Annotated in this window: 13 protein-coding genes; 8 read left to right on the top strand and 5 right to left on the bottom strand. The window is 69.9% G+C overall.

The genetic code is table 11. The annotated features are described in order from the left end of the window. Positions 1-47 precede the first annotated feature (47 nt). Both D7Y04_RS31155 and D7Y04_RS31150 read left to right on the top strand, forming a co-directional pair. Positions 48-1211 carry an anhydro-N-acetylmuramic acid kinase gene (locus D7Y04_RS31155; protein WP_121761626.1) on the top strand — a complete coding sequence of 388 codons (1164 nt, stop codon included), beginning with the start codon at positions 48-50 and terminating at the stop codon, positions 1209-1211. After that, positions 1208-2353: an ATP/GTP-binding protein gene (locus D7Y04_RS31150; protein WP_121761625.1), complete on the top strand. Its 1146-nt coding sequence runs from the start codon at positions 1208-1210 to the stop codon at positions 2351-2353. Before D7Y04_RS31155 ends, D7Y04_RS31150 begins: the two co-directional genes overlap by 4 nt. Before the next feature lie 39 nt (positions 2354-2392). Here D7Y04_RS31150 and D7Y04_RS31145 read toward each other — a convergent pair whose 3' ends face one another. Continuing rightward, entirely contained in the window at positions 2393-3478 is a 1086-nt protein-coding gene (locus D7Y04_RS31145) for a DUF4388 domain-containing protein (protein ID WP_120594220.1), read from the bottom strand. A 32-nt stretch (positions 3479-3510) separates the two neighbouring features. Between D7Y04_RS31145 and D7Y04_RS31140 the strand changes: the two genes are divergently transcribed. From D7Y04_RS31140 to D7Y04_RS31130, 3 genes are read left to right on the top strand one after another with little or no spacing between them, the layout of a single operon-like run. Beyond that, complete coding sequence (locus D7Y04_RS31140) at positions 3511-4446, top strand: metalloenzyme (protein WP_121761624.1); 936 nt, start codon at positions 3511-3513, stop codon at positions 4444-4446. Between the two features lie 11 nt (positions 4447-4457). Further along, positions 4458-5429 (top strand): hypothetical protein, encoded by a 972-nt coding sequence (locus tag D7Y04_RS31135; RefSeq protein WP_121761623.1) that lies wholly within the window; start codon positions 4458-4460, stop codon positions 5427-5429. 38 nt (positions 5430-5467) lie between these two features. Beyond that, positions 5468-8560, top strand: coding sequence for an alpha-amylase family glycosyl hydrolase (locus D7Y04_RS31130; RefSeq protein WP_121761688.1), 3093 nt, complete (start codon positions 5468-5470; stop codon positions 8558-8560). Here D7Y04_RS31130 and D7Y04_RS31125 read toward each other — a convergent pair. The 3 genes from D7Y04_RS31125 to D7Y04_RS31115 all read right to left on the bottom strand — a co-directional run bounded on the left by D7Y04_RS31125 (position 8557) and on the right by D7Y04_RS31115 (position 13857). Continuing rightward, complete coding sequence (locus tag D7Y04_RS31125; RefSeq protein ID WP_121761687.1) at positions 8557-10263, bottom strand: TldD/PmbA family protein; 1707 nt, start codon at positions 10261-10263, stop codon at positions 8557-8559. The genes D7Y04_RS31130 and D7Y04_RS31125 overlap by 4 nt on opposite strands. Positions 10264-10390: 127 nt before the next feature. Beyond that, the gene (locus tag D7Y04_RS31120) at positions 10391-11710 is read right to left on the bottom strand and encodes a nucleotide sugar dehydrogenase (protein WP_121761686.1); all 1320 of its coding nucleotides are present in this window, start codon (positions 11708-11710) and stop codon (positions 10391-10393) included. 71 nt (positions 11711-11781) lie between these two features. Further along, on the bottom strand, positions 11782-13857 hold the full coding sequence (locus D7Y04_RS31115) for an alginate lyase family protein (protein WP_172817807.1): 2076 nt from the start codon (positions 13855-13857) through the stop codon (positions 11782-11784). A gap of 280 nt (positions 13858-14137) precedes the next feature. Here D7Y04_RS31115 and D7Y04_RS31110 point away from each other — a divergent pair, with 280 nt between their 5' ends. The 3 genes from D7Y04_RS31110 to D7Y04_RS31095 all read left to right on the top strand — a co-directional run bounded on the left by D7Y04_RS31110 (position 14138) and on the right by D7Y04_RS31095 (position 16051). Continuing rightward, entirely contained in the window at positions 14138-15082 is a 945-nt protein-coding gene (locus D7Y04_RS31110) for a histidine kinase dimerization/phospho-acceptor domain-containing protein (protein ID WP_158627613.1), read from the top strand. Positions 15083-15206: 124 nt separating this feature from the next. Then, positions 15207-15848 carry a hypothetical protein gene (locus tag D7Y04_RS44150; RefSeq protein ID WP_147477224.1) on the top strand — a complete coding sequence of 214 codons (642 nt, stop codon included), beginning with the start codon at positions 15207-15209 and terminating at the stop codon, positions 15846-15848. Beyond that, a complete protein-coding gene (locus D7Y04_RS31095) occupies positions 15845-16051 on the top strand; it encodes a hypothetical protein (protein WP_120574963.1) in 207 nt (68 codons plus the stop codon). Before D7Y04_RS44150 ends, D7Y04_RS31095 begins: the two co-directional genes overlap by 4 nt. Before the next feature lie 92 nt (positions 16052-16143). Here D7Y04_RS31095 and D7Y04_RS31090 read toward each other — a convergent pair whose 3' ends face one another. Then, positions 16144-18681, bottom strand: a complete 2538-nt coding sequence (locus D7Y04_RS31090; protein WP_120594214.1) for a response regulator — start codon at positions 18679-18681, stop codon at positions 16144-16146. Between the last annotated feature and the right edge of the window lie 12 nt (positions 18682-18693).

Below are 18693 nucleotides of genomic sequence, written 5' to 3'. Positions count from 1 at the left end.
CGGGCCGGGGTCCGGCGGCCGTGGGAGCGGGCCTTTAGACTTGGGGCATGCACCCCGCCACGCCACCCTCCCCCTCCCTGCCGCCCCGGCTGTGCGTGGGCGTGCTGTCCGGCACCAGCGTGGACGCGGCGGACGCGGCGCTGTGCCGGGTGGACGGAACCGGCGCGGACGTGAAGCTCCAACTGCTCGCGCATGTCTCCCATCCCTTCACGCCGGACCTGGTCGCGCGGGTGCTGGGCCCTCAAGACGCCCGGAGCCTCTGCGCCCTCAACTTCGAACTGGGGGAGCGCTTCGCCGAGGCCGTGCTGGCCGTCATCGCGCGCGCGGGTGTGAAGCGCGAGGACGTCCACGTCGTCGGCTCGCACGGTCAGACGATGGCCCACCTGCCTTCGGACCTGTCCGCCATCGCCTCCACGCTCCAGATTGGCGAAGCGGCCGTCATCGCCGAGCGCACCGGCCTGCCCGTCGTCAGCGACTTCCGCACCCGCGACATGGCGGTGGGCGGCCAGGGCGCTCCGCTCGTGCCCTATCTGGACTGGGCCGTCTTCCGGAACCGCGAACGGCCGGATGTCACGCGTGCGTTCCTCAACCTGGGCGGCATCGCCAACATCAGCGTCGTGGGCGAGCACGTGGACGACACGCTCGCGTTCGACACCGGGCCCGCGAACATGGTGCTGGACGGCCTGGCGCGCCGGGTGACGAAGGGACGGCTCGCGTGCGACCGGGACGGGAGCTTGTCCTCCCAGGGCCAGGTGATCCCCGCGCTCCTGGAGGAGCTGCTCGCGCATCCGTTCCTCGCGCGGCCCCCTCCGCGCAGCGCGGGCCGCGAGGGCTTCGGCGAACCGCTGGTGGACCGGCTCTGGGCGGCGGCCCCGGAGCGGCCCCACGACTTGATGGCCACCGCGCGGGCCTTCACGGTGGAGGCCACCGCGCGCGCCTTCGACACCTGGGTGCGGCCCCGCTTTCCCCGGCTGGAGGCCGTGTATGTCTCCGGCGGCGGGACGCGGAATCCTGTGCTCATGGCGGATCTGCGGGCGCGGCTGGCCCCGGTGCCGCTGGAGCGGCTGGACGTGCTGGGCTTCCCCGAAGAGGCGAAGGAAGCGGCCCTCTTCGCCCTGCTCGCGGCCGAGCACCGGGCCGGAACGCCCGCGAATGTTCGCCCGGCAACTGGCGCCGGGCGCCGAGTCGTTCTAGGTAAGCTGACACCGTGAGCAGCGTGAACCTGATGGCCCGCGAAGTGGCCGCGAAGATCGTCTTCTACGGCCCCGGCCTGTCGGGGAAGACGACGACCCTGCGAAAGGTCTACGAGACCGTTCGCCCGGCCCACCGCGGCGAGATGATGTCCATTGCCACCGAAGGCGACCGGACGCTGTTCTTCGACTTCCTACCGGTGAAGGTGGAGCGCGTGGGCGATTGCTCCGTGCGCCTGGCCCTCTACACCGTGCCCGGACAGGTCTTCTACAACGCCACCCGCAAGCTGGTGCTCCAGGGCGCGGACGGCGTCGTGTTCGTGGCGGACTCGCAGGCGGAGGCGATGGACGCCAACCGCGAGTCCCTGGCGAACCTGGAGGAGAACCTCCTGGAGAACGGCATCCGCCTGGACCGCTTCCCACTGGTGATGCAGTGGAACAAGCGGGACCTGGACAACATCCTCTCCGTGGAGGACCTGCGCCGGGAACTCAACCCGCGCGGCGTCCCCGACTTCGAGACGGCCGCCGCCAACGGCCGCGGCGTGATGGACGCGCTCAAGACCATCACCCGGCTGGTCATCAAGGACCTGCGCGCCAAGCGCATCGTCCCGCCGCCCCGTCCCGCCCAGCCCGGCACGCCCCCCGCGGGCCTGGAGGCGCAGCTCTCGCAGCACCTGCACAACCGCCAGCCTCCGGCCGGGACGCCGCCCGCCCCTGCCAGCCCCACCGCCGCCACCATCCCCGCCACGCCCGTGCCCCGCACGCTGACGACGCCCGCTCCGCCTCGCGTGGAGCCCGCCGCCATGCCCGCCGTGGCCGTGACGCCGAACACGGGCAGCAAGCTCCTGGGGCCCACGAGCGCGCTGGCGCCGGGGGACCTCTTCGACCACGCCCGGGCCGCGGAGGCCGCCTTCACCGCCGGGGACTACACCACCTGCGTCACCGCCTGCACCGACGCCGTCCGTCGCGCCATGGCGTTCGCGGGTGAGGGCTCACTGGCCCAGCAGGCCTTCCTGCTGCACGTGGACGGTTCGGACCTGCTGCGCCTGCAGGGGCTGTCCACGCTGCCGCAGCTGCGCGTGGATGACGCGGCGTTCGCGCTCTACGTCCTCATGCAGGTCTTCGTGCGACTCAACGCCGTGGGGCTTCCGACCGCCGGGTGATTCGCAGGGGGCACGGCTCCCAGGCCGTGCCCCAAAGACTCAGCGCGGGAGCATGAGCTGCAACAGGCCCATGCGGTGCAGCTTCGCCAGCGTCTTGAGCGTCTCCAGCTCTCGCGCGGGGCTGGCCAGCACCACCGTGGACACGTCCCACGTCCCGCTGACGAGCCCGGCGATCTGCCGCTCCTCCGGCTTGAGCATCACCATCGCATGGGGGGCCTGGATGAGCTGCGGCACCACCAGCGGCGGCAGGTCCGCGTAGAGCGCGGCCACGTGCTCGCGCTGCACCAGGCGCGCGAACTCGCGCACGCGCCGGTCCGCGGGGTCGCTGGCCAGCAGGGACGCGCAGACGATGCCGGCCGCGTCGTACTGGCCCTCGCGCATCAGCACCGCGCCCTTCTCCAGCATCTCCGCCACTGGATCCGCTTCCACCTGCGGCGCGCCGTCCACCTCCACCAGCTTCGCGCGCAGCAGCTCGTGCACCCGGCGCGTCACCGACGAGCGCGACACGCCCATGGACAGCCGCAGCCGCCCCAGGTTCTGCGGCGTCGTCGTCAGCGCCAGGATGATCCGGTGCATCAGCGGCTGGCTGGGGCTGGGCGGCGCCAGCGCCTTCACGCTCAGCGCGTCGATGGGCAGCGCCCTGTCCACGTCCCCCTGCTCGTCCACCCAGCGCAGGGACTCGAAGAGCAGCTCGCGGATGCTCATGTCGGACGGCACCCAGTCCTCACCGGTGCGGTCCGCGTCCTCCGTCCAGTGGAAGGTGCCCTGCCCCGCGATGGTCAGGTCCGTCATCGCCGCGAACAGCTCCTCGCGGCCCAGGTCGCGCACCCACCGCGCCTGCACGCCGTGCGCGTCGAAGGCCGCGTCCACGTCCGGCGTGCGCGCCAGCTCGTCGAACGCCGCCAGCACGCGAGTGCCCGCCGCCAGCTTCGGCAGCGACAGCAGGCGGGCCACCCGGCCGCGCAGGCCTTCGCTCGCGGTGGCGCCCACCTGGCCGGACAAGAGGAACAACTTGCGCTCGCCTGCCTCCCACGACAGCTGGAGCGTCCCCGTCTTGCGGGAGCTGTCCAGCCATTGAAGGAACTCAGGGAGCGGGTAGCTGAAGAGGTCGCCGTGGATGGCCATGCGTGTCGGATTCGAGGATACAGTTCCAGGCCGTGCGCGTCGCGGTCCTGTTCATCGACGGGGTGGGCATCGGACGGAAAGACCCGGCCGTGAACCCGCTCGCGGACCGCGACCACCTCCTGGCCTGGTTCCAGGACGCCCCCGCCCCCATCCTGCCCCATGGCGGCGTGGGACTTCCGGTGGACCCCACCTTCGGCGTGCCCGGCCGGCCCCAGTCCGCCTCCAACCAGACAGCCATCCTCACCGGAGACCCCGCCCCCGTCCTCGTGGGCGGCCACGTGCTGGGCTACCCCAACACCGCCCTGAAGGATTTGCTCGCGGAGCGCTCCATCGTGCGGCGCCTCAAGGCCGCGGGCCGCACCGCCACCTTCGCCAACGCGTACCCCGCGCCATACCTGGACGCGCTCGGCGTTCCCCGGCGCCCATCCACGTCCCCGCCGGAGTTCACCCTGTCCGAGCGCGACGCGCGCAAGGTGCGCCCCTCCGCCGCGAAGCTCGCCTTCGCCGCGGGAGGCGAATTGCTGCGCACGCTGGATGACGCGAGGGCCGACGATGGCCTCACCCACGACATCACTGGCGTCGCCGCGCGCGCATACGGATTGGACGTGCCCCACCGCACGCCCGGAGAAGCCGCGGCCCTCTTCTGGCGCATCGCCGGACAGGCGGACTTCACCTTCTTCGAGCACTACCTCGCCGACGAGGCCGGCCACGCCCAGGACTTCACGGCCGCCCGCCTGGCGCTCGACACCTTCGATGCCTTCCTGCGCGCCGTGGCGGCCACCCGCCCGCACGACGCGCGCGTGTTGGTGTGCAGTGACCACGGCAACGTGGAGGACCTGTCGGTTCGAGGACACACCGTGCACGCCGTGCCCATGCTCTACTTCGGCCCCTCCGCCCCGGAGGTAGCGTCGTTCTCCACCGTCGCGGACGTGGGCCGCTCGGTGATCCGCTGGCTCGGGGCCAACTAGAGGGACGCAGGATGCAGGTGGGCGGTACCGGACGATGGAGCCTGTTGCCCGCCCTGCTCGCGGTGCCGCTCCTCCTTTCCGCGTGCGCCGCCGCGCCGAAGAAGGCCGACAGCCCCACCGCCACGCTGGCGCTTCCCAGCGGTGAGTTCCTCTTCGAGCACTCCGCGAAGGACACCCAGGCCGCGGACATGGTCCGCCGCGCCGTGGAGAACGCCGCGCCAGGCCTGGCCCGCTGGGGCACCTTCCAGGAGCCCGTCACCCTGGTCATCCACCCGAACCACGCCGCCCTGGAGCGCGCCGCACGCCGCTCCGGCTACGACTTCCTGCGAGCCTGGGCCCGCTACGAGCAGGTGGAGGTCCAGAGCCCCCGCACCTGGACACGCTCCGGCGCCACCCAGAAGCAGGTGGACGAGCTGCTCCTGCACGAGCTCACCCACAGCCTCATGTGGCAGGCGTCCGCCTCCGTGTCCGACTGGACGAAGAAGGGCATCCCCATCTGGTTCAGCGAGGGCATGGCCTCGTACACCGCCAGTCAGGGCTACCGCGTCCCCAGCCTGGAGGACCTGTCCCGCTTCCTCCACCAGTACCCCCAGGCGGATCCGCTCGCCCGCGCCGAGTCGCTCTACGAGACCGAGAACGCCACCGTCTACGGCGCCGCCCACCACGCCTTCACCTTCCTCATGGAGCGATACGGAGAGGCGCGCGTCCGGGGCGTCCTCGCCTCCATGCGCCGGGGCCAGGACTTCACCGGAGGCTTCCTGGAGGCCATCGGGCTGCCCGTGGATGCCTTCCTCCGCGACTTCCGCCGCTACGTGTACCTGCGGGGCTTCAAGGGGGGCCGGCTGACCCCACCCCTGGTCCTTCCACGCCTGGAAGGGCGCGGAATTCCTGGGAATCCCAAGCTCCCAGCGCCATCTGCCCCACACTCGCCCACTTCCACGCCACCGGACACAACTCCGGTGGCCCCAAGCCCGACAAGTTGAGCAAGCCCGCTATGCGTGGGCCGCCGGAGGTCTCCCCCGTGACCGATTCGAAAATCAACCGCCCGAAACTCACCTCGTCCCCCACCACGGGTAACACCACCACGGATGCCGCCACGCTGGCCGAGCGGCAGAGGGCCGCCGCCGCGAAGGCCGCCGCCGCGAAGCGCAACCAGTCCGGCTTCGAGTCCGCTCCCGCGACGGGCGCTCGCGCTCCGGTGGCCGGCACCGGCAACCTGGCCCGCTCCGCCAACGCGAGCGCGCTGTTGGGCGCCGCGCCCACGTCCGCGGTGAAGAACGGCGCGACGGTGGCGAACCCCACCACGCGCACCATCACGTTCACGTACGACGCGGGCCCGCACGCGGAGCTCACCAACCCGAAGCTCAAGGGCAGCTGGGACACGGACGGCCGCTACAACGCGCAGTGGTCCTCCGGCGGCATCCCCATGAAGTCGCTGGGCAATGGCAAGTACGAGGCCACGGTGAAGGTGGCGGACGACGGCCTGGCTCGCAACTGGGAGTGGGGCGTCAGCGTGGACGGCCCGTCCGGCAAGGACCAGTGGGCGCTGATGGGCGAGGGCAACCTCAAGTTGGACCTGTCCAAGTCCACCGCGTCCTACTCGCCCACGACGTACCACACGATGGGCGCGCAGAAGTCCGGCCAGGACGTGAACTTCAAGTTCTGGGCGCCGGACGCGCGGGCCGTGCAGGTGAAGGTGACGGACAAGCAGGGCCGCGAGCAGCGCATCCCCATGACGCGCGACGAGGGTGGCAACTGGACCACGCAGGCCAAGGGCGCGTGGGCCCAGATGGAAGGCAAGGCCTACGTCTACGAGGTGGTGGACTCCACGGGCGCGGTCAGCGACCGGCCGGACCCCTACGCGCGCCGGATGATGGGCGAGCAGCGCGGCCTGGACCGGCTCTACCTGGACCCCACGCGCGGCAAGGAGGTGGACCGCTACTTCACCGGCGCCACCGGCCTGATGCGCTTCGACATCGACAGCGCGGAGGACGCGGACAGCGCGTTCCTCGTCCTCAAGGACGGCGACGGCAACCCGCTCAACAAGCAGCAGCTCCAGGAGCGCCTGGGCAAGTTCGACGACACGCTCATCGACAAGCTGCACGGCGGGAAGCTCAACGACTTCTGGTCGCGCAACGTCACCGACGACGGCCGCATCAAGATGACCAACCAGGCCGGCGCGTGGACGGCGCTCGTCAATGATCCGGAGAAGCTGGCCGGCCTGCGCTACGAGTTCCAGGTGTTCGACAAGGACGCGCAGGGCAAGCTCCACCTGCGCGACGACGTGAACAACGACGGCAAGCTCTCCGACACGGAGCGCCTGGCGTCCGCGGAGAACGACCCGTGGAGCGACCTGATCACCACGGGCAGCGGCGTGTCCTTCCGCGGCTCCATCCTCACCGACCCCACGACGTTCCAGTTCAAGAACGACGACGTCCCGCGTGAGAAGGATCCGTCGAAGTGGGTGGTGTACCAGCTCCACCCGGGCAGCTTCCTGGGTGAGGCGGGCAACGCCAACCGCTCCACGATGGAAGACCTGATCAAGAAGCTGGATTACTTCAAGGAGCTGGGCGTCACCACGCTGGAGCTGCTGCCCACCAACGAAGTGGAGGGCGCGCGCAACTGGGGCTACCTGGGCGTCAACAGCCTGGCCACGGAGAGCTCCTTCGGCTTCGAGGATGAGACGGGCCAGTGGGTGGAGGGCGATGAGGCCCTCAAGCGCTTCATCGACGCGGCCCACGGCAAGGGCCTGAACGTGGTGTCGGACGTCGTCTACAACCACGTCTTCGGCGACCACAACGGCCTGTGGAACGTGGGCGGCCCCAGCAACCCCTACTTCAACTGGTCCAAGGAGCCCGGCCAGTTCGAGCAGCGCGACACGCCGTGGGGCGCCGTGCCCGCGTACAACACGCCGCAGGTGAAGCAGCTGTTCGTGGACCACGCCGTGCAGCAGATCGCCGAGCTGAAGTTCGACGGCCTGCGCTTCGACTTCACGGAGCCCATCAAGGGCACGGGCGGCAAGGACGGCTGGGAGATGCTCCGGGAGATCAACCGCCAGGTGCACTTCATCAACCCGGACGCGTGGACCGTGGCGGAGCAGTTCGACTACGAGCCGGACATCTCGCGCCCGGCGAAGTCGGACGGCACGGGCGGCGGCTTCGACGCCCAGTGGTACACGGAGTTCCAGCACCGGCTGGTGCGCGACAACAGCAAGCCGGGTCTGATCCAGGCCGCCTCGCGCGGGATGAAGACGGACGTGGACGCGTTCGTGAACCTGATGACGAACCCGCGCGGCCTGGATGGCTGGAAGCACGCGCTGTCCATCATCAGCAACCACGACGAGGTGGGAAACGCCGAGCGCACCATGAACACCGCGGAGGGCGCGAACGCCACCGACTTCCCGGACAACTGGTCGCGCGGCGCCGCCCGCTTCGCCGCCGGCATCGGCATGGCCGGCCCGGGCATCCCCATGTTCTTCCAGGGTGACGAGTTCGGCGCGCAGAACGACTTCAAGTGGGGCAACCCGTCCACCTGGGACAGCGACTGGAGCTGGCAGGACGTGGGCCAGGGCGTGGACTTCGGCAAGGTGACGTTCAACGACACCACCAAGGCCACCTACGAGCGCCTCTTCGAGCTGTCCCCGGACGCGCGCGCGAAGGACAGCGCGTACAAGGCCTTCTCCGCGGACGACAAGAAGCTGTTCGGTGAAGTGGCCGCCCTGCCCGCCTCCGAGCGCAAGGACGCGATGCTGGACGTCACCCGCCGGCAGTCCTTCAGCTTCTACAAGGACTCCATCGGCCTGCGGAACAGCAGCGACGCCTTCAGCGCGGCGGCCGAGGTGAAGCGCGTCTACACCCACAACGACGACAGCGTGATGGCCTTCACGCGCAAGTCGGGCAACGAGGAGTTCCTCGTGGTGGGCAGCCTCAACCAGAAGAACCTGGAGGGCTACTCGCTGCCGCTGCCCCCGGGCCAGTGGAAGGAAGTGCTGAACAGCGACGCCTCCGCGTACGGCGGCGGCAACTTCGGCAACTACGGCGCCACGCTGAACGGCGGGAACACTCCGGTGAACATCCCCGCCGCCGGCTACGTGGTGTTGAAGAAGGTCGGCTAGTCCTTCTTCGCCTCCGGTCCGGCCGGCCCCTTCTGAGGGGCGGCCGGGCTGGGCAACAGCGGCGGCCGGTCCTTGCCCTCCATGGTGCGCTGCAGCTCCAGCTCCTGGAGCAGCACCGCGGGCGCCACGGTGGACACAGGGACGTTGCCGCTCTCCGCGCCGCAGAAGCCGTTGAACACGCCCAGCTTCTGCCCCGTGGCGAGGATGCGGTTCACGGACGACAGCGGCGTGCCCACGATTTCGACTCCGCGCACCAGCGTCTCCTCGCCCGTCTTCACGTCCACGCGGTACACCATGCGCGGCACGCCCTTGAAGGCCTGGTAGCCGTAGCTGGACGTGTTGGTGTTGCCGCCGGTGATGTCGCGGATGATGAGCCCGAACGGCTTGCCCTGCCGCTTCGCCTCCGCGATGAGCATCTTCTTCAGCTCCGCGTCGCTCACCTGCTTCGTGCTGTCCACCAGCAGGTTCGCCATGCGCGCCACCGGCTGGAGCGTGCCCTGCCCGCGCCCGTGGCCGTTGGACTTGGGGAAGCCGTCCACCGGGTGACGGCTCATCAGGTAGCCCTTGAGCACGCCCTTCTCCACCAGGCTCACCGGCTGACCCTTCACACCCTCTTCGTCGTAGAGGTAGTAGCCGTTGAGCGGCTCGCCGTTCACCTCGCGCCGGGACGGATCATCCCGCAGCGACAGGAAGGCCGGGAGGATCTGCTTCCCCTCCTGACCCTTGAACGTCTTGCCGTCGGTGTCGCCGTCCTGCCGGTCCGCTTCCAGCCGGTGGCCGAGCGTCTCGTGGAAGAGCACGCCCGCGGCCTCCGGCGCCAGGATGGCCGGGCCCGCGTACGGGGTGATGGCCGGTGCCTGCCGCAGCGCGAGCAGCTCGTCGATGACCTTCTGCGCCGCCGCGTGCACCCGCGCCTCGTCAGGCATCCCCGCTTCCGTGGGCAGGTAGAAGCTGCGCGAGTTGTCGAGCAGCTGTCCGTCCGGCGCGCGCGTCACCGCGGAGACGTGGAACGCGTACAGCGTCTCCTCCGTGATGAGGCGCGTGCCTTCGGACGACACGAACAGCCGCGTGACCTTGTCCGCGGTGATGCGCACCTCTGAATCGAACAACTCCGGGTGCGCGTTGAAGCGCGCGGACACATCGCGCGCCAGCTTGCGCCACTTCTGGCGATCAAACGGGAACGCCACCGGCGGCTGCACGTAGGTGACCGGCGTCTCCTTGGAGAAGGACGCGGGGCGCTTGGGGTCTTCCACCGAGTAGACGTCCTCGCCCTTCTTCTTCAGGTACTGGAAGAGGGCGGCCTTGTACTTCTCGTCGGTGACGAGCCACAGCGCCGTGCGCAGCGCGAGCGGCGAGTCGTCCTGCGGCCCGTCCTTGCGCGCGGTGAAGCTGGAGCCCTTGCTGGTGCTGAAGCCGAAGTCGAGCGAGTCCGCCACGGAGCTGTCGTAGTCATAGCTGCCCACGCGCACGTCCACGCCCAGCTTGCGCTCGCGGTAGTCGTCGTCCTGGAACAGCGCTCCGTAGCGCGCGAGGATCAACCGCGACTCGTAGTCCTTCACGCCGTAGCTCAGGAAGTACGGCGCTTCATGGCCGTTCACCTTGAGCTGCTGCTGGTTTCGCTGAAGCTCCGCGCTCATCGCGTCCAGCAACGGAGCGCGAGGATCGGGAGCGGGCGCCGCGCCCATCAGCAGCGACGCGGCCATGAACAGCGGGAACAGGGGACGGGAGGAGCCGGGCACGGCCACGCACTGTAGCCAGAAACGCGGCGAGGGCCCTCCCTCACGCGACTGGCGTGAAGCGAGGACCCTCCTGCCCGCATGCCCTGTTCGTTTACGCCTTGACGATCTTCTCGCGGCCCTGCGTGACGGCCTTGGTCGCGTTGCGCGTGTCGACGACGATGTTCGAGCGCTGGACCAGCTCGTTGTAGTCGATGTGCGAGTGGTCCGTGAGGATCATCACCGCGTCGTACTGGTTGAGCGTCTCCGGGTCGAGCGGGACGGACTTCATCTCCATGTTGAAGCCGTGGCCCTTGTGCAGCTCCTTCACGAACGGGTCGTGGTAGGCGATTTCCGCGCCCTTCTCCTTGAGGAGCGTCATCACGCGCAGCGACGGGGACTCGCGGAAGTCGTCGATGTCCTTCTTGTACGCCGCGCCGATGCAGAGGACCTTCGCGCCGTTGAGCACCTTCTTGTTCTGGTTGAGCGCCTCCATCGTGCGCTGCACCACGTAGTACGGCATCTGCCAGTTCACCTCACCGGCCAGCTCGATGAACTTGGTGTGGAACTCGAACTCGCGCGCCTTCCACGTCAGGTAGAACGGGTCGATGGGGATGCAGTGCCCGCCCAGGCCGGGGCCCGGGTAGAACGGCTGGAAGCCGAAGGGCTTGGTGCTGGCGGCCTGGATGACCTCCCACACGTCCACGTTCATGCGGTCGCAGAGCATCTTCATCTCGTTGACCATGGCGATGTTCACGCAGCGGTAGATGTTCTCCAGCAGCTTGGAGAGCTCCGCGACGCGCGTGGAGGACACCGGCACTACTTCCTTCAGGGCGCTGCCGTAGAGGGCGACCGCCGCCTCCAGGCACGCGGGCGAGTAGCCGCCCACGACCTTCGGAATCGTCTTGGTGTTGAAGCCCTTGTTGCCCGGGTCCTCGCGCTCGGGGCTGAAGGCCAGGAAGAAGTCCACGCCCGCCTTGAGGCCGTTCTTCTCCAGCAGGGGCTTGAGGATCTCCTCGGTGGTGCCCGGGTAGGTGGTGGACTCCAGGATGAAGAGCTGGCCGGGGCGCACGTACGGCGCCAGGGCCTCGCCCGTCTGGATGATGAAGGTCATGTCCGGCTCACGCGACGCGGTCAGCGGCGTGGGGACGCAGATGATGACGCAGTCGAGCTCGCGGGACTTCGCGAAGTCGTTGGTCGCCTTGAGCTTGCCAGCGTTGGTGAGCTCCGCCAGCGGTGCGCTGGGGATGTGCTTGATGTAGCTCTCACCCTTGGCGATCTTGTCGATCTTGCGCTGGTCCACGTCCAGCCCCGTGACCGGGAAGCCTGCTTCCGCGAAGGCCATGCCCAGCGGAAGACCGACGTACCCGAGACCCACCACGCCCACCTTCGCTTCCCGATTCTGAATCCGACCCAGCAACGGGTTGCCAACCATCACGCGCATTGTCGTTACTCCCAGCAGTTGACGTGCGGCCTCGCCGGCTCACACGTCCCGACCCACACCAATCACCTGAAGACGAACACCCACCCCAACCATGCCGGAGGCGTCAGCTGCCTCCGGAACTCCACCGACACCGCCGGCACCACGCGCCCATACGCGGGCGAGTAGCGAGACGGCACGAGCAGGGTCTCCAACCCCCGCCCGAAGAGCACCCAACCCGCGGGTGCATCCGCCGGTCCAATCTCCAGGGCCCGTGCATCGAAGGCCTCCGGGCCCTCCTGCACGCGCCCCGCCCGCGCCACCACTTCCGCCGCGGGCTGGCACCACCGCGCCTGCGCATCCGGCAGGTGCAAACGTCCAACCACCTCATGACGGCCCGTTCCGACGAGCCGGTCCCCCACGGCCAGCGCGCGCACGTGCCGGTCGAGGAAGAAAGTCCTCTCAATCCCTACCGGGGCCGGCAGGTGGCGGTAGCCGTCATGGCGCACCACCAACCGGTCATGCTTCGCGCCGGGCTGGAAGGCCACGACGCGAGCCCGGGCATCCTCCGGCAGCGCGAACAGCCGCGCCGGATCCAACGGGGCCTGCTCCGCCCCATCCACCTGAAGCGTGTTGTGCGCCGCGGTGCTCCGCATCGCGTTGCGCAGGGCCGGATCCCGCGTGTACGAACCCGTGCCTGAATCGACGATGACGGGGCGGCCGGCGAGGTGAAGCTCGAAGGAAAGCTTGTCGTTGTGGCTGTGTCCTCCGACGCCTCGCTGCCCCTGTTTTCCGGCCGAGACGGTGAGCACGACCCCTTCGCCGCGCAAGATGTGAAAGCCACCTTCCGAAAAGCTTACCGACGCGGGCGCAGGAGCCACGGGCAGCGCGTTGAAACGCACCAGGCCCGCGTCGCCCAGGAGCCACGCCGCCTCGTCCGGGAACACGCCGCCGCCCAGCCCCGCGTCGTTGAAGAGCGCCGCGCCCAGCCCCGCGAGGTAGCTGTGATCACCGTCCTCGCGCTCCTGGAACGGGAACACGCGGCCGCTGTCGTTGTCGCCAATCTGGGGCGCCAGGCCGGATTCCGAAGACCACGCGCGGGCCGCGACGAACATCAATCGCAGACGCGCTTCATACGCGGGGCCCATCGACACGCCCGCGCCGCGAGCAACGAGGAAGGCCAGCGTGAACAACTCCACCGACAGGCGGTGGTAGGGAATGGAGCCCTCGAAGGACGTGCCCTCGGGGTGGACCTGCGCCTCCATCTGGGTGCGCAGGCCGTTCGCCGCGAGCGCCACCTGACGGGGCGCGCCGGGCAGCTCCGGAAAGAGCAGCCCCACCACCGCCAGCCCCACGTAGTTGGAGACGAGGTGGTTGTTGGGCACCGCGCTGGTGTCCTCCTGATGGGCTTCCACCCAAGCGCAGTGCTCCGCGAGCGCGCCCAGCACGGGCACCAGGAACTCCGGACGGCGCACTTCCGGCGCGTCCGCGAACATCACCAGCGCCTGCGCGATGTTGGCCGCGCGCAGGGCAATCTCCATGGGGCAGGTCCAATGGACGCCCATGCCCACGGGGTTCGCCTGCAGGAAGTCCAGCGTCTGCGCGACAAAGGCCGTGGCGAAGCGCGAGCGCTCCGCGTCGGTGTCCGCCACCCACGCGCCCTGGGCCAGCGCCAGCGCGCTGTCCAGCCGGGCCATCACCCACGGGTACTTCGGATCCATGCCCGTCACGTGCAGCGGCATGCGCTCCACGGGATCCACCGGATACTGCCGGCCGCTCACCGGCTCCAGGGACCAGTCCACCGGCTTGCCTTCGCCGAAGGCCACCTTCATGCCGAAGACGTCCCACTCCTGACGGAGCGCCTGTTCGGCGCGCTCGAGCGTGCGCACCTTCGCGCCCGGAAGCTTCTGGATGGCGGCGCGAACGGACTCGCGCTGCGACAGTTCGCACCAGGCGCGCGACGTGCGGTGATCCAGCGCGAGCGTCACCAGCTCCTCGGCGCGGGTGGCGCCGAAGGACTCCAGCAACTGCGCTTCGTCCACCTGCTCCCGGCGGCGGTACAGCGCCTGCCGTGCGACCTTCTGGACCCGGCGGACCGCGCTCTTCGCGAGCGCCCCAGGCGCCATCCGAGCCATCGTCGCGTAGTAATCGAGAGTACCCATCCGCCCCTTCCCGCCCAGCCTGACGTGGGCAGGTGATAGCAAGCGGCTGGCCAAAACCTTTTCCCAGCAAGAGCAAGGGTTTGGCGTGAGGGGGCTGCCCGAACGGCGGTAAAAATGTCCGCCCGACGTGATCAGCGTGGGTAAAGGATTGCTGCCTGGTGCGGAACGGAAGTGCTCCCCAGTGGAGCCATTGCGCCTCTTGACGGGCATGACCATTCCTTGGCGCGTGCGGGCTGGGGCTTGGATGGGGCGGCGCATCGAGGACGACCTCGATGCCAGGATGGAAACGACGCTGACGGCGGTGGCCGAGCAGGCGCTGCGCAAAGGAACGCGCGCGGGCCTGGAGGCTCTCCTCAAGGCGTCCTTGCGGCTGACCGGTGCGACCGGCGCGGCCCTCTATGAAGGACGCGTGTGCGTGATGAAGGTGGGGAACGTCCCCGCCCGTCGCGCGGATGCATCGAAGCGGTCCTCTGTATTGGAGACATGGCCCGCTCCGCTGACGACGTCGCAGCGGAGCGTGGTGGCGCGCTTCAGCGCGTTCGCTCCGGCGCTGCTCGCGGCGCATGCGCGTGAGGTGGCCCAGGGCGCACGACAGGCCCGGCTGCTGGAAGCGAAGCGGCGCCTGGAGCGCACCGTGGCGGTGCAGGACAAGCGGCGCTCGCGCGCGGCGCACGACCTGCGCACACCGCTCATGGTCATCAAGGGCTACGTGGACATGATGCTCAAGGGCACCGGCGGACCGCTGGGCCCGCAGGCGCAGCGCTACCTGGAGCGCATCGCCAAGGTCGCCGCGGATCAGAAGGAGCTCATCGACCGGCGCCTGGCACCACCCGTGCCGGGCCTGGATGACCTGCGCCCCGTGCTGACGCGCGCCTTCGCGCCCACGCGAGGCCGCGCCGCCGCCACGCTGACGCTGCCCGCGGAACGGACCGTGCCGGTGAGAGGCGCCCGGGCGGACTGGGAGCTGCTCGCCCGCACCCTCGCCAGAGGCACCGTTGGCGCCGTAGCGGTGGACGTCCACCTGGGCCCGGCCCAGGAGGACTCCCAGTGGCTGCTGCGCGTCCGGGCCTGCCCTGGCACGGCCCTGACGGCGCGGACGCAGGCCATGCTCCAGCAGCTCACGGAGCGGCTGGGAGGCACGATGGCCGTGGCCGTGGAGCCCCGGCTGGAAGTCACCCTGGTGCTGCCGGGGGATGACGCCTTCCCCGTACCCACCCACTGTTGAGGGTATGAGAAGGCGGGAGACGTCGGGCCAGTGCGTGAAAGGTAGGCAGAGGTCGCAACTCGCCTACTCGTAACTGCGATAAAAGGGAAAGCGGTTTTCCTTCCTGACCCCGAAGGCCTCCCCCATGAAGCTCAACCGAAGCTCGAGCGTGCTCTCCACGAAGTCCGACTCGGCGCTGTCGACGTCGCAGCCGCGTCGCAGCAACTCCGTGGATGCGAAGCCCACCCCGACGACGTCGCCGTCCTCGACGCCGACGAAGCCCGCCCGGTCCAACTCGGCGCCCCCGACAGCCAACCGGCCGCCCAGCGACGTGTCCACCGGCAGCCCGTCGCGCACCCGCCCGCGCAACCCCGAAGGGGCGGCGAGCGTGAACAACGCGCAGGCGAGCGGCGCCAAGAAGCCCACGACGAACACCGAGATCCGCGCCTGGTACAAGCAGCAGATCGCCGGCATCCCCGCAAACGACGCGAAGCTCCAGGCGCAGGGTGCGTCGCTGGCGGACCGCGCGAAGGCCGCGCACGCCATCCGCCACGAGGCCCGCGTGGGCGCGCGTGAGTTCATGGGCACGTTCGAATCCGCGATGCTCAAGGCGCGCGACTTCTTCAAGTACGGCCGTCTGGACGGCCCCTCTTTCGACCAGCTCGTCGGTGAAGCCAAGAAGAGCGGCTTGAGCGAGGCGCAGGCGTACGACAAGATCATCAACAGCTCGCAGCGTACCAACCAGGCCGTGGACAACATCTACGCCAAGCCACAGGCAAAGCTATGAACGCTGATCAACTGATGAAGCAGAAGCTGGAGTGGGTAAAGACGTCGGACCCGCTCCACCCGCTGCGCACCAAGGCGGAGGGCAAGGAACTGCGCCTGCGCATCGGCGACTTCCCCGAGGAGTCCATGTACACGCTGCTCGTCGACGACCAGGAGGTCACCGAGTTCGACGACTGGCCCAAGGCGTGGGTCCGCCCGCGCTGAAGAAGCGCCTCGCGGCTGAAAAAACAGACGCCCTGTCCCTCGCTCCAGGCGAAGGACGGGGCGTCGTCGTTTCCAGGCTGCCCTGCCCTGCTTCAGCCAGGCAGCAGCTGTCGCACGAGCTCCAGGAGCTTGCCGCGCTCCACCTCGCGCTTGACGAGGTAGCCGTCCGCGCCCGCCTCCAGGCCGGCCGCGCGGTCCTCGTTGCTGTCCAGCGACGTGACCAGGATGATGGGCGTGCGCCGGAACATGGGGTGGCCCTTGATGCGCCGGGCCAGTCCCACGCCGTCCAGCCGGGGCATCTGCCAGTCGCTGACCACCAGGTGGCAGTGCACGCGCTCCAGCACCTGCCACGCCTCCTCGCCGTCCGACGCCGTCACCACCGGGTAGCCGGCGATCTCCAGCAGCGACTTCATGGCGAAGCGCGTGGTGAGCGAGTCGTCGCACACCAGGATGCGCGGCAGCTTGGATTCACCACCGGAGGTGCGCGTGTCCGGCTTGGCCGCGCGCAGCAGCTCCGGCGCGTTGAGCACCGGCACCACGCGGCCGTCGTCCAGCACCGCCGCGCCCGCCAGGTGCGTGACGTCCCGCAGGTGCTTGCCCAGCGCGCGGACCACCAGCTCCTGCTGCCCCACCACCTCGTCGATGGCGTACAGCACGCGCTCTTCACCGAGCGACAGCAGCACCGCGGTCTGCCGCCGGCCCGACTCCAGCGCGAGCGGCATGCGCGGCAGGCCGATGGCCTCCGAGAGCGACAGGAACGTGAGCTGCTCGCCATCCAGCCGCGCCACCACGCGTCCGGCCACCGTGCCCACGTCGTCCGCGTCCAGCCGCAGCACGCGCTTCACGGTGTCGGAGGGAATCGCGGTGACGGTGGTACCGGTGCGCACCAGCAGGCCCAGCGCAGCCGCCAGCGTCAGCGGCAGGTCCACGATGAAGCGCGTGCCCTTGCCGGGCGTGTACTCCACGTCCGCGCTGCCCTGCAGCCGCTGCGCGGTGGCCAGCACCACGTCCAGGCCCACCCCACGACCCGACGTGGAGGTCACTTCATCTCGCGTGGAGAAGCCCGGCTGGAAGATGAGCCGCGCGGCCTGCGCGTCCGACAGCTTGTCCGCCGCCTCCTGGTTCATCAGGCCCCGGCGCACCGCCGTCGCGCGCACGCGCACCGGATCCAGGCCCGCGCCGTCATCCTCCACGATGACGCCAATGCGCGTGCCCCGCGCCTCCACCCGCACCACCAGCCGGCCCGTCTCCTGCTTGCCCGCCGCCTTGCGCTCCGCGGGCATTTCCAGCCCGTGGTCGATGGCGTTGCGCACCAGGTGCACCAGCGGGTCCTTCAGCGCGTCCACGATGCGCCGGTCGAGCCGCACGTCGGTGCCGCCCAGCTCCAGCGCCACCTCCTTGCCCAGCCGCGAAGCCGTCTCACGCACCGTGCGCCGCAGGGGCTCCAACACCTGCGAGGCCGGCACCATGCGCAGGTCTCGCAGGTCGTCGCGGATGACCTGCGCCACCAGCGACTGCTGCTCACCGTCGCGGTGCGCCTCCTTCGCATGCTCCAGCAGGCGCTTCTGCATCGTGCGCATCAGGCCCACGCCCGTGCGCAGCGGCTCCAGCGCGGATCCACCGCCGGACATGGCCAGCTGCGACGCGGCGCGCTCCAGGTGCAGCAGCACCTCGTGCGCCTGATCCGTCAGCGACCGGAAGCCCTCCGTGCGCCGGCCCTGCTGCGACCGCCCGGACACCAGGTGCTCCACCTGGAGCGCCAGCGAGTCCAGCGTCTTCACGGACACGCGCACCGCGCGGTCCACCGTCCCGGCGCGGCCTTCGGGAGCCGGAGTGCTCGCACGCGCCGCGGGCTTCGCCGCGGGGGCAGGAGTCAGATTCACAGGCTCGGGCTCGCGGACCGCGACAGCCTCCTCCGCCAGGCTCAGCGCCATGCGCAGGTCCACCAGCGCGCCCGCCACCTCCGACGCCGCCAGTCCCGCCGCGTCCCCGCCCTCCTCCATGCGCGTGAAGCCCAGCGCCGCCGCCTCCGCCAGCGTGGCCACCGCATCCGCCTGGACGGCCTCCGCGATCTGGCGCAGGGCGTGCGCCTGGTCTACCGCCGAACGCACCGCGCCCGCCCGGTCCTCCACCTTGGGGGACACCAGCGTGCTCAGCGCCGTCTCCAGCGCCACCAGCGCCTTCAGCCCGTCCTCACCCAACGGGCCGTTGATGGCGGCGTCGTCAGACCCGGGAGCGGCCGGCTCCTCGTGGCCCAGGGCCTTGAGCAGCGAGCCCACGCCGTCCACCACGGGCTGTTCACCCGCGTCGCCCCGGTTGAGGGCGTTCTCGATGGCGGAGAGGCCCCGAAGCATCGCCTCCACGGCGCCCCGGGAGATGGGCTGATCCACGTCGACGTGGGACAGCCCGTCCTCGATGGCGTGGACGATGCGTTCGATGTCGTCCAGCCCCAGGCTCGCCGCGGAGCCCTTGAGGCTGTGCACCACGCGCTTCAGCGACGGCATCAGGTCCGCGTCGCGGGCGCTGGCCGGCTGCTCCAGCCCCAGCACCTTCGACCCGATGGCCTGAATCTGTTCGCGCGTCTCCGCGGCGAACACAGGCCAGATGCTGCGCAGCAACTGCGGATCCATGAAACCCCAGTC

It is taken from the genome of Corallococcus sp. AB038B, assembly GCF_003668955.1.
GTDB lineage: Bacteria > Myxococcota > Myxococcia > Myxococcales > Myxococcaceae > Corallococcus > Corallococcus exiguus.
This window is presented reverse-complemented; position numbering and strand designations above follow the sequence as displayed.

What these genes read in the sequence shown, in the direction of transcription:
- D7Y04_RS31155 (WP_121761626.1), top strand. Translation starts at nt 48, where the DNA reads ATGCACCCCGCCACGCCACCCTCCCCCTCCCTGCCGCCCCGGCTGTGC.
- D7Y04_RS31145 (WP_120594220.1), bottom strand. Translation starts at nt 3,478, where the DNA reads ATGGCCATCCACGGCGACCTCTTCAGCTACCCGCTCCCTGAGTTCCTT.
- D7Y04_RS31135 (WP_121761623.1), top strand. Translation starts at nt 4,458, where the DNA reads ATGCAGGTGGGCGGTACCGGACGATGGAGCCTGTTGCCCGCCCTGCTC.
- D7Y04_RS31125 (WP_121761687.1), bottom strand. Translation starts at nt 10,263, where the DNA reads ATGGCCGCGTCGCTGCTGATGGGCGCGGCGCCCGCTCCCGATCCTCGC.
- D7Y04_RS31120 (WP_121761686.1), bottom strand. Translation starts at nt 11,710, where the DNA reads ATGGTTGGCAACCCGTTGCTGGGTCGGATTCAGAATCGGGAAGCGAAG.
- D7Y04_RS31115 (WP_172817807.1), bottom strand. Translation starts at nt 13,857, where the DNA reads ATGGGTACTCTCGATTACTACGCGACGATGGCTCGGATGGCGCCTGGG.
- D7Y04_RS31110 (WP_158627613.1), top strand. Translation starts at nt 14,138, where the DNA reads ATGGAAACGACGCTGACGGCGGTGGCCGAGCAGGCGCTGCGCAAAGGA.
- D7Y04_RS44150 (WP_147477224.1), top strand. Translation starts at nt 15,207, where the DNA reads ATGAAGCTCAACCGAAGCTCGAGCGTGCTCTCCACGAAGTCCGACTCG.
- D7Y04_RS31095 (WP_120574963.1), top strand. Translation starts at nt 15,845, where the DNA reads ATGAACGCTGATCAACTGATGAAGCAGAAGCTGGAGTGGGTAAAGACG.
- D7Y04_RS31090 (WP_120594214.1), bottom strand. Translation starts at nt 18,681, where the DNA reads ATGGATCCGCAGTTGCTGCGCAGCATCTGGCCTGTGTTCGCCGCGGAG.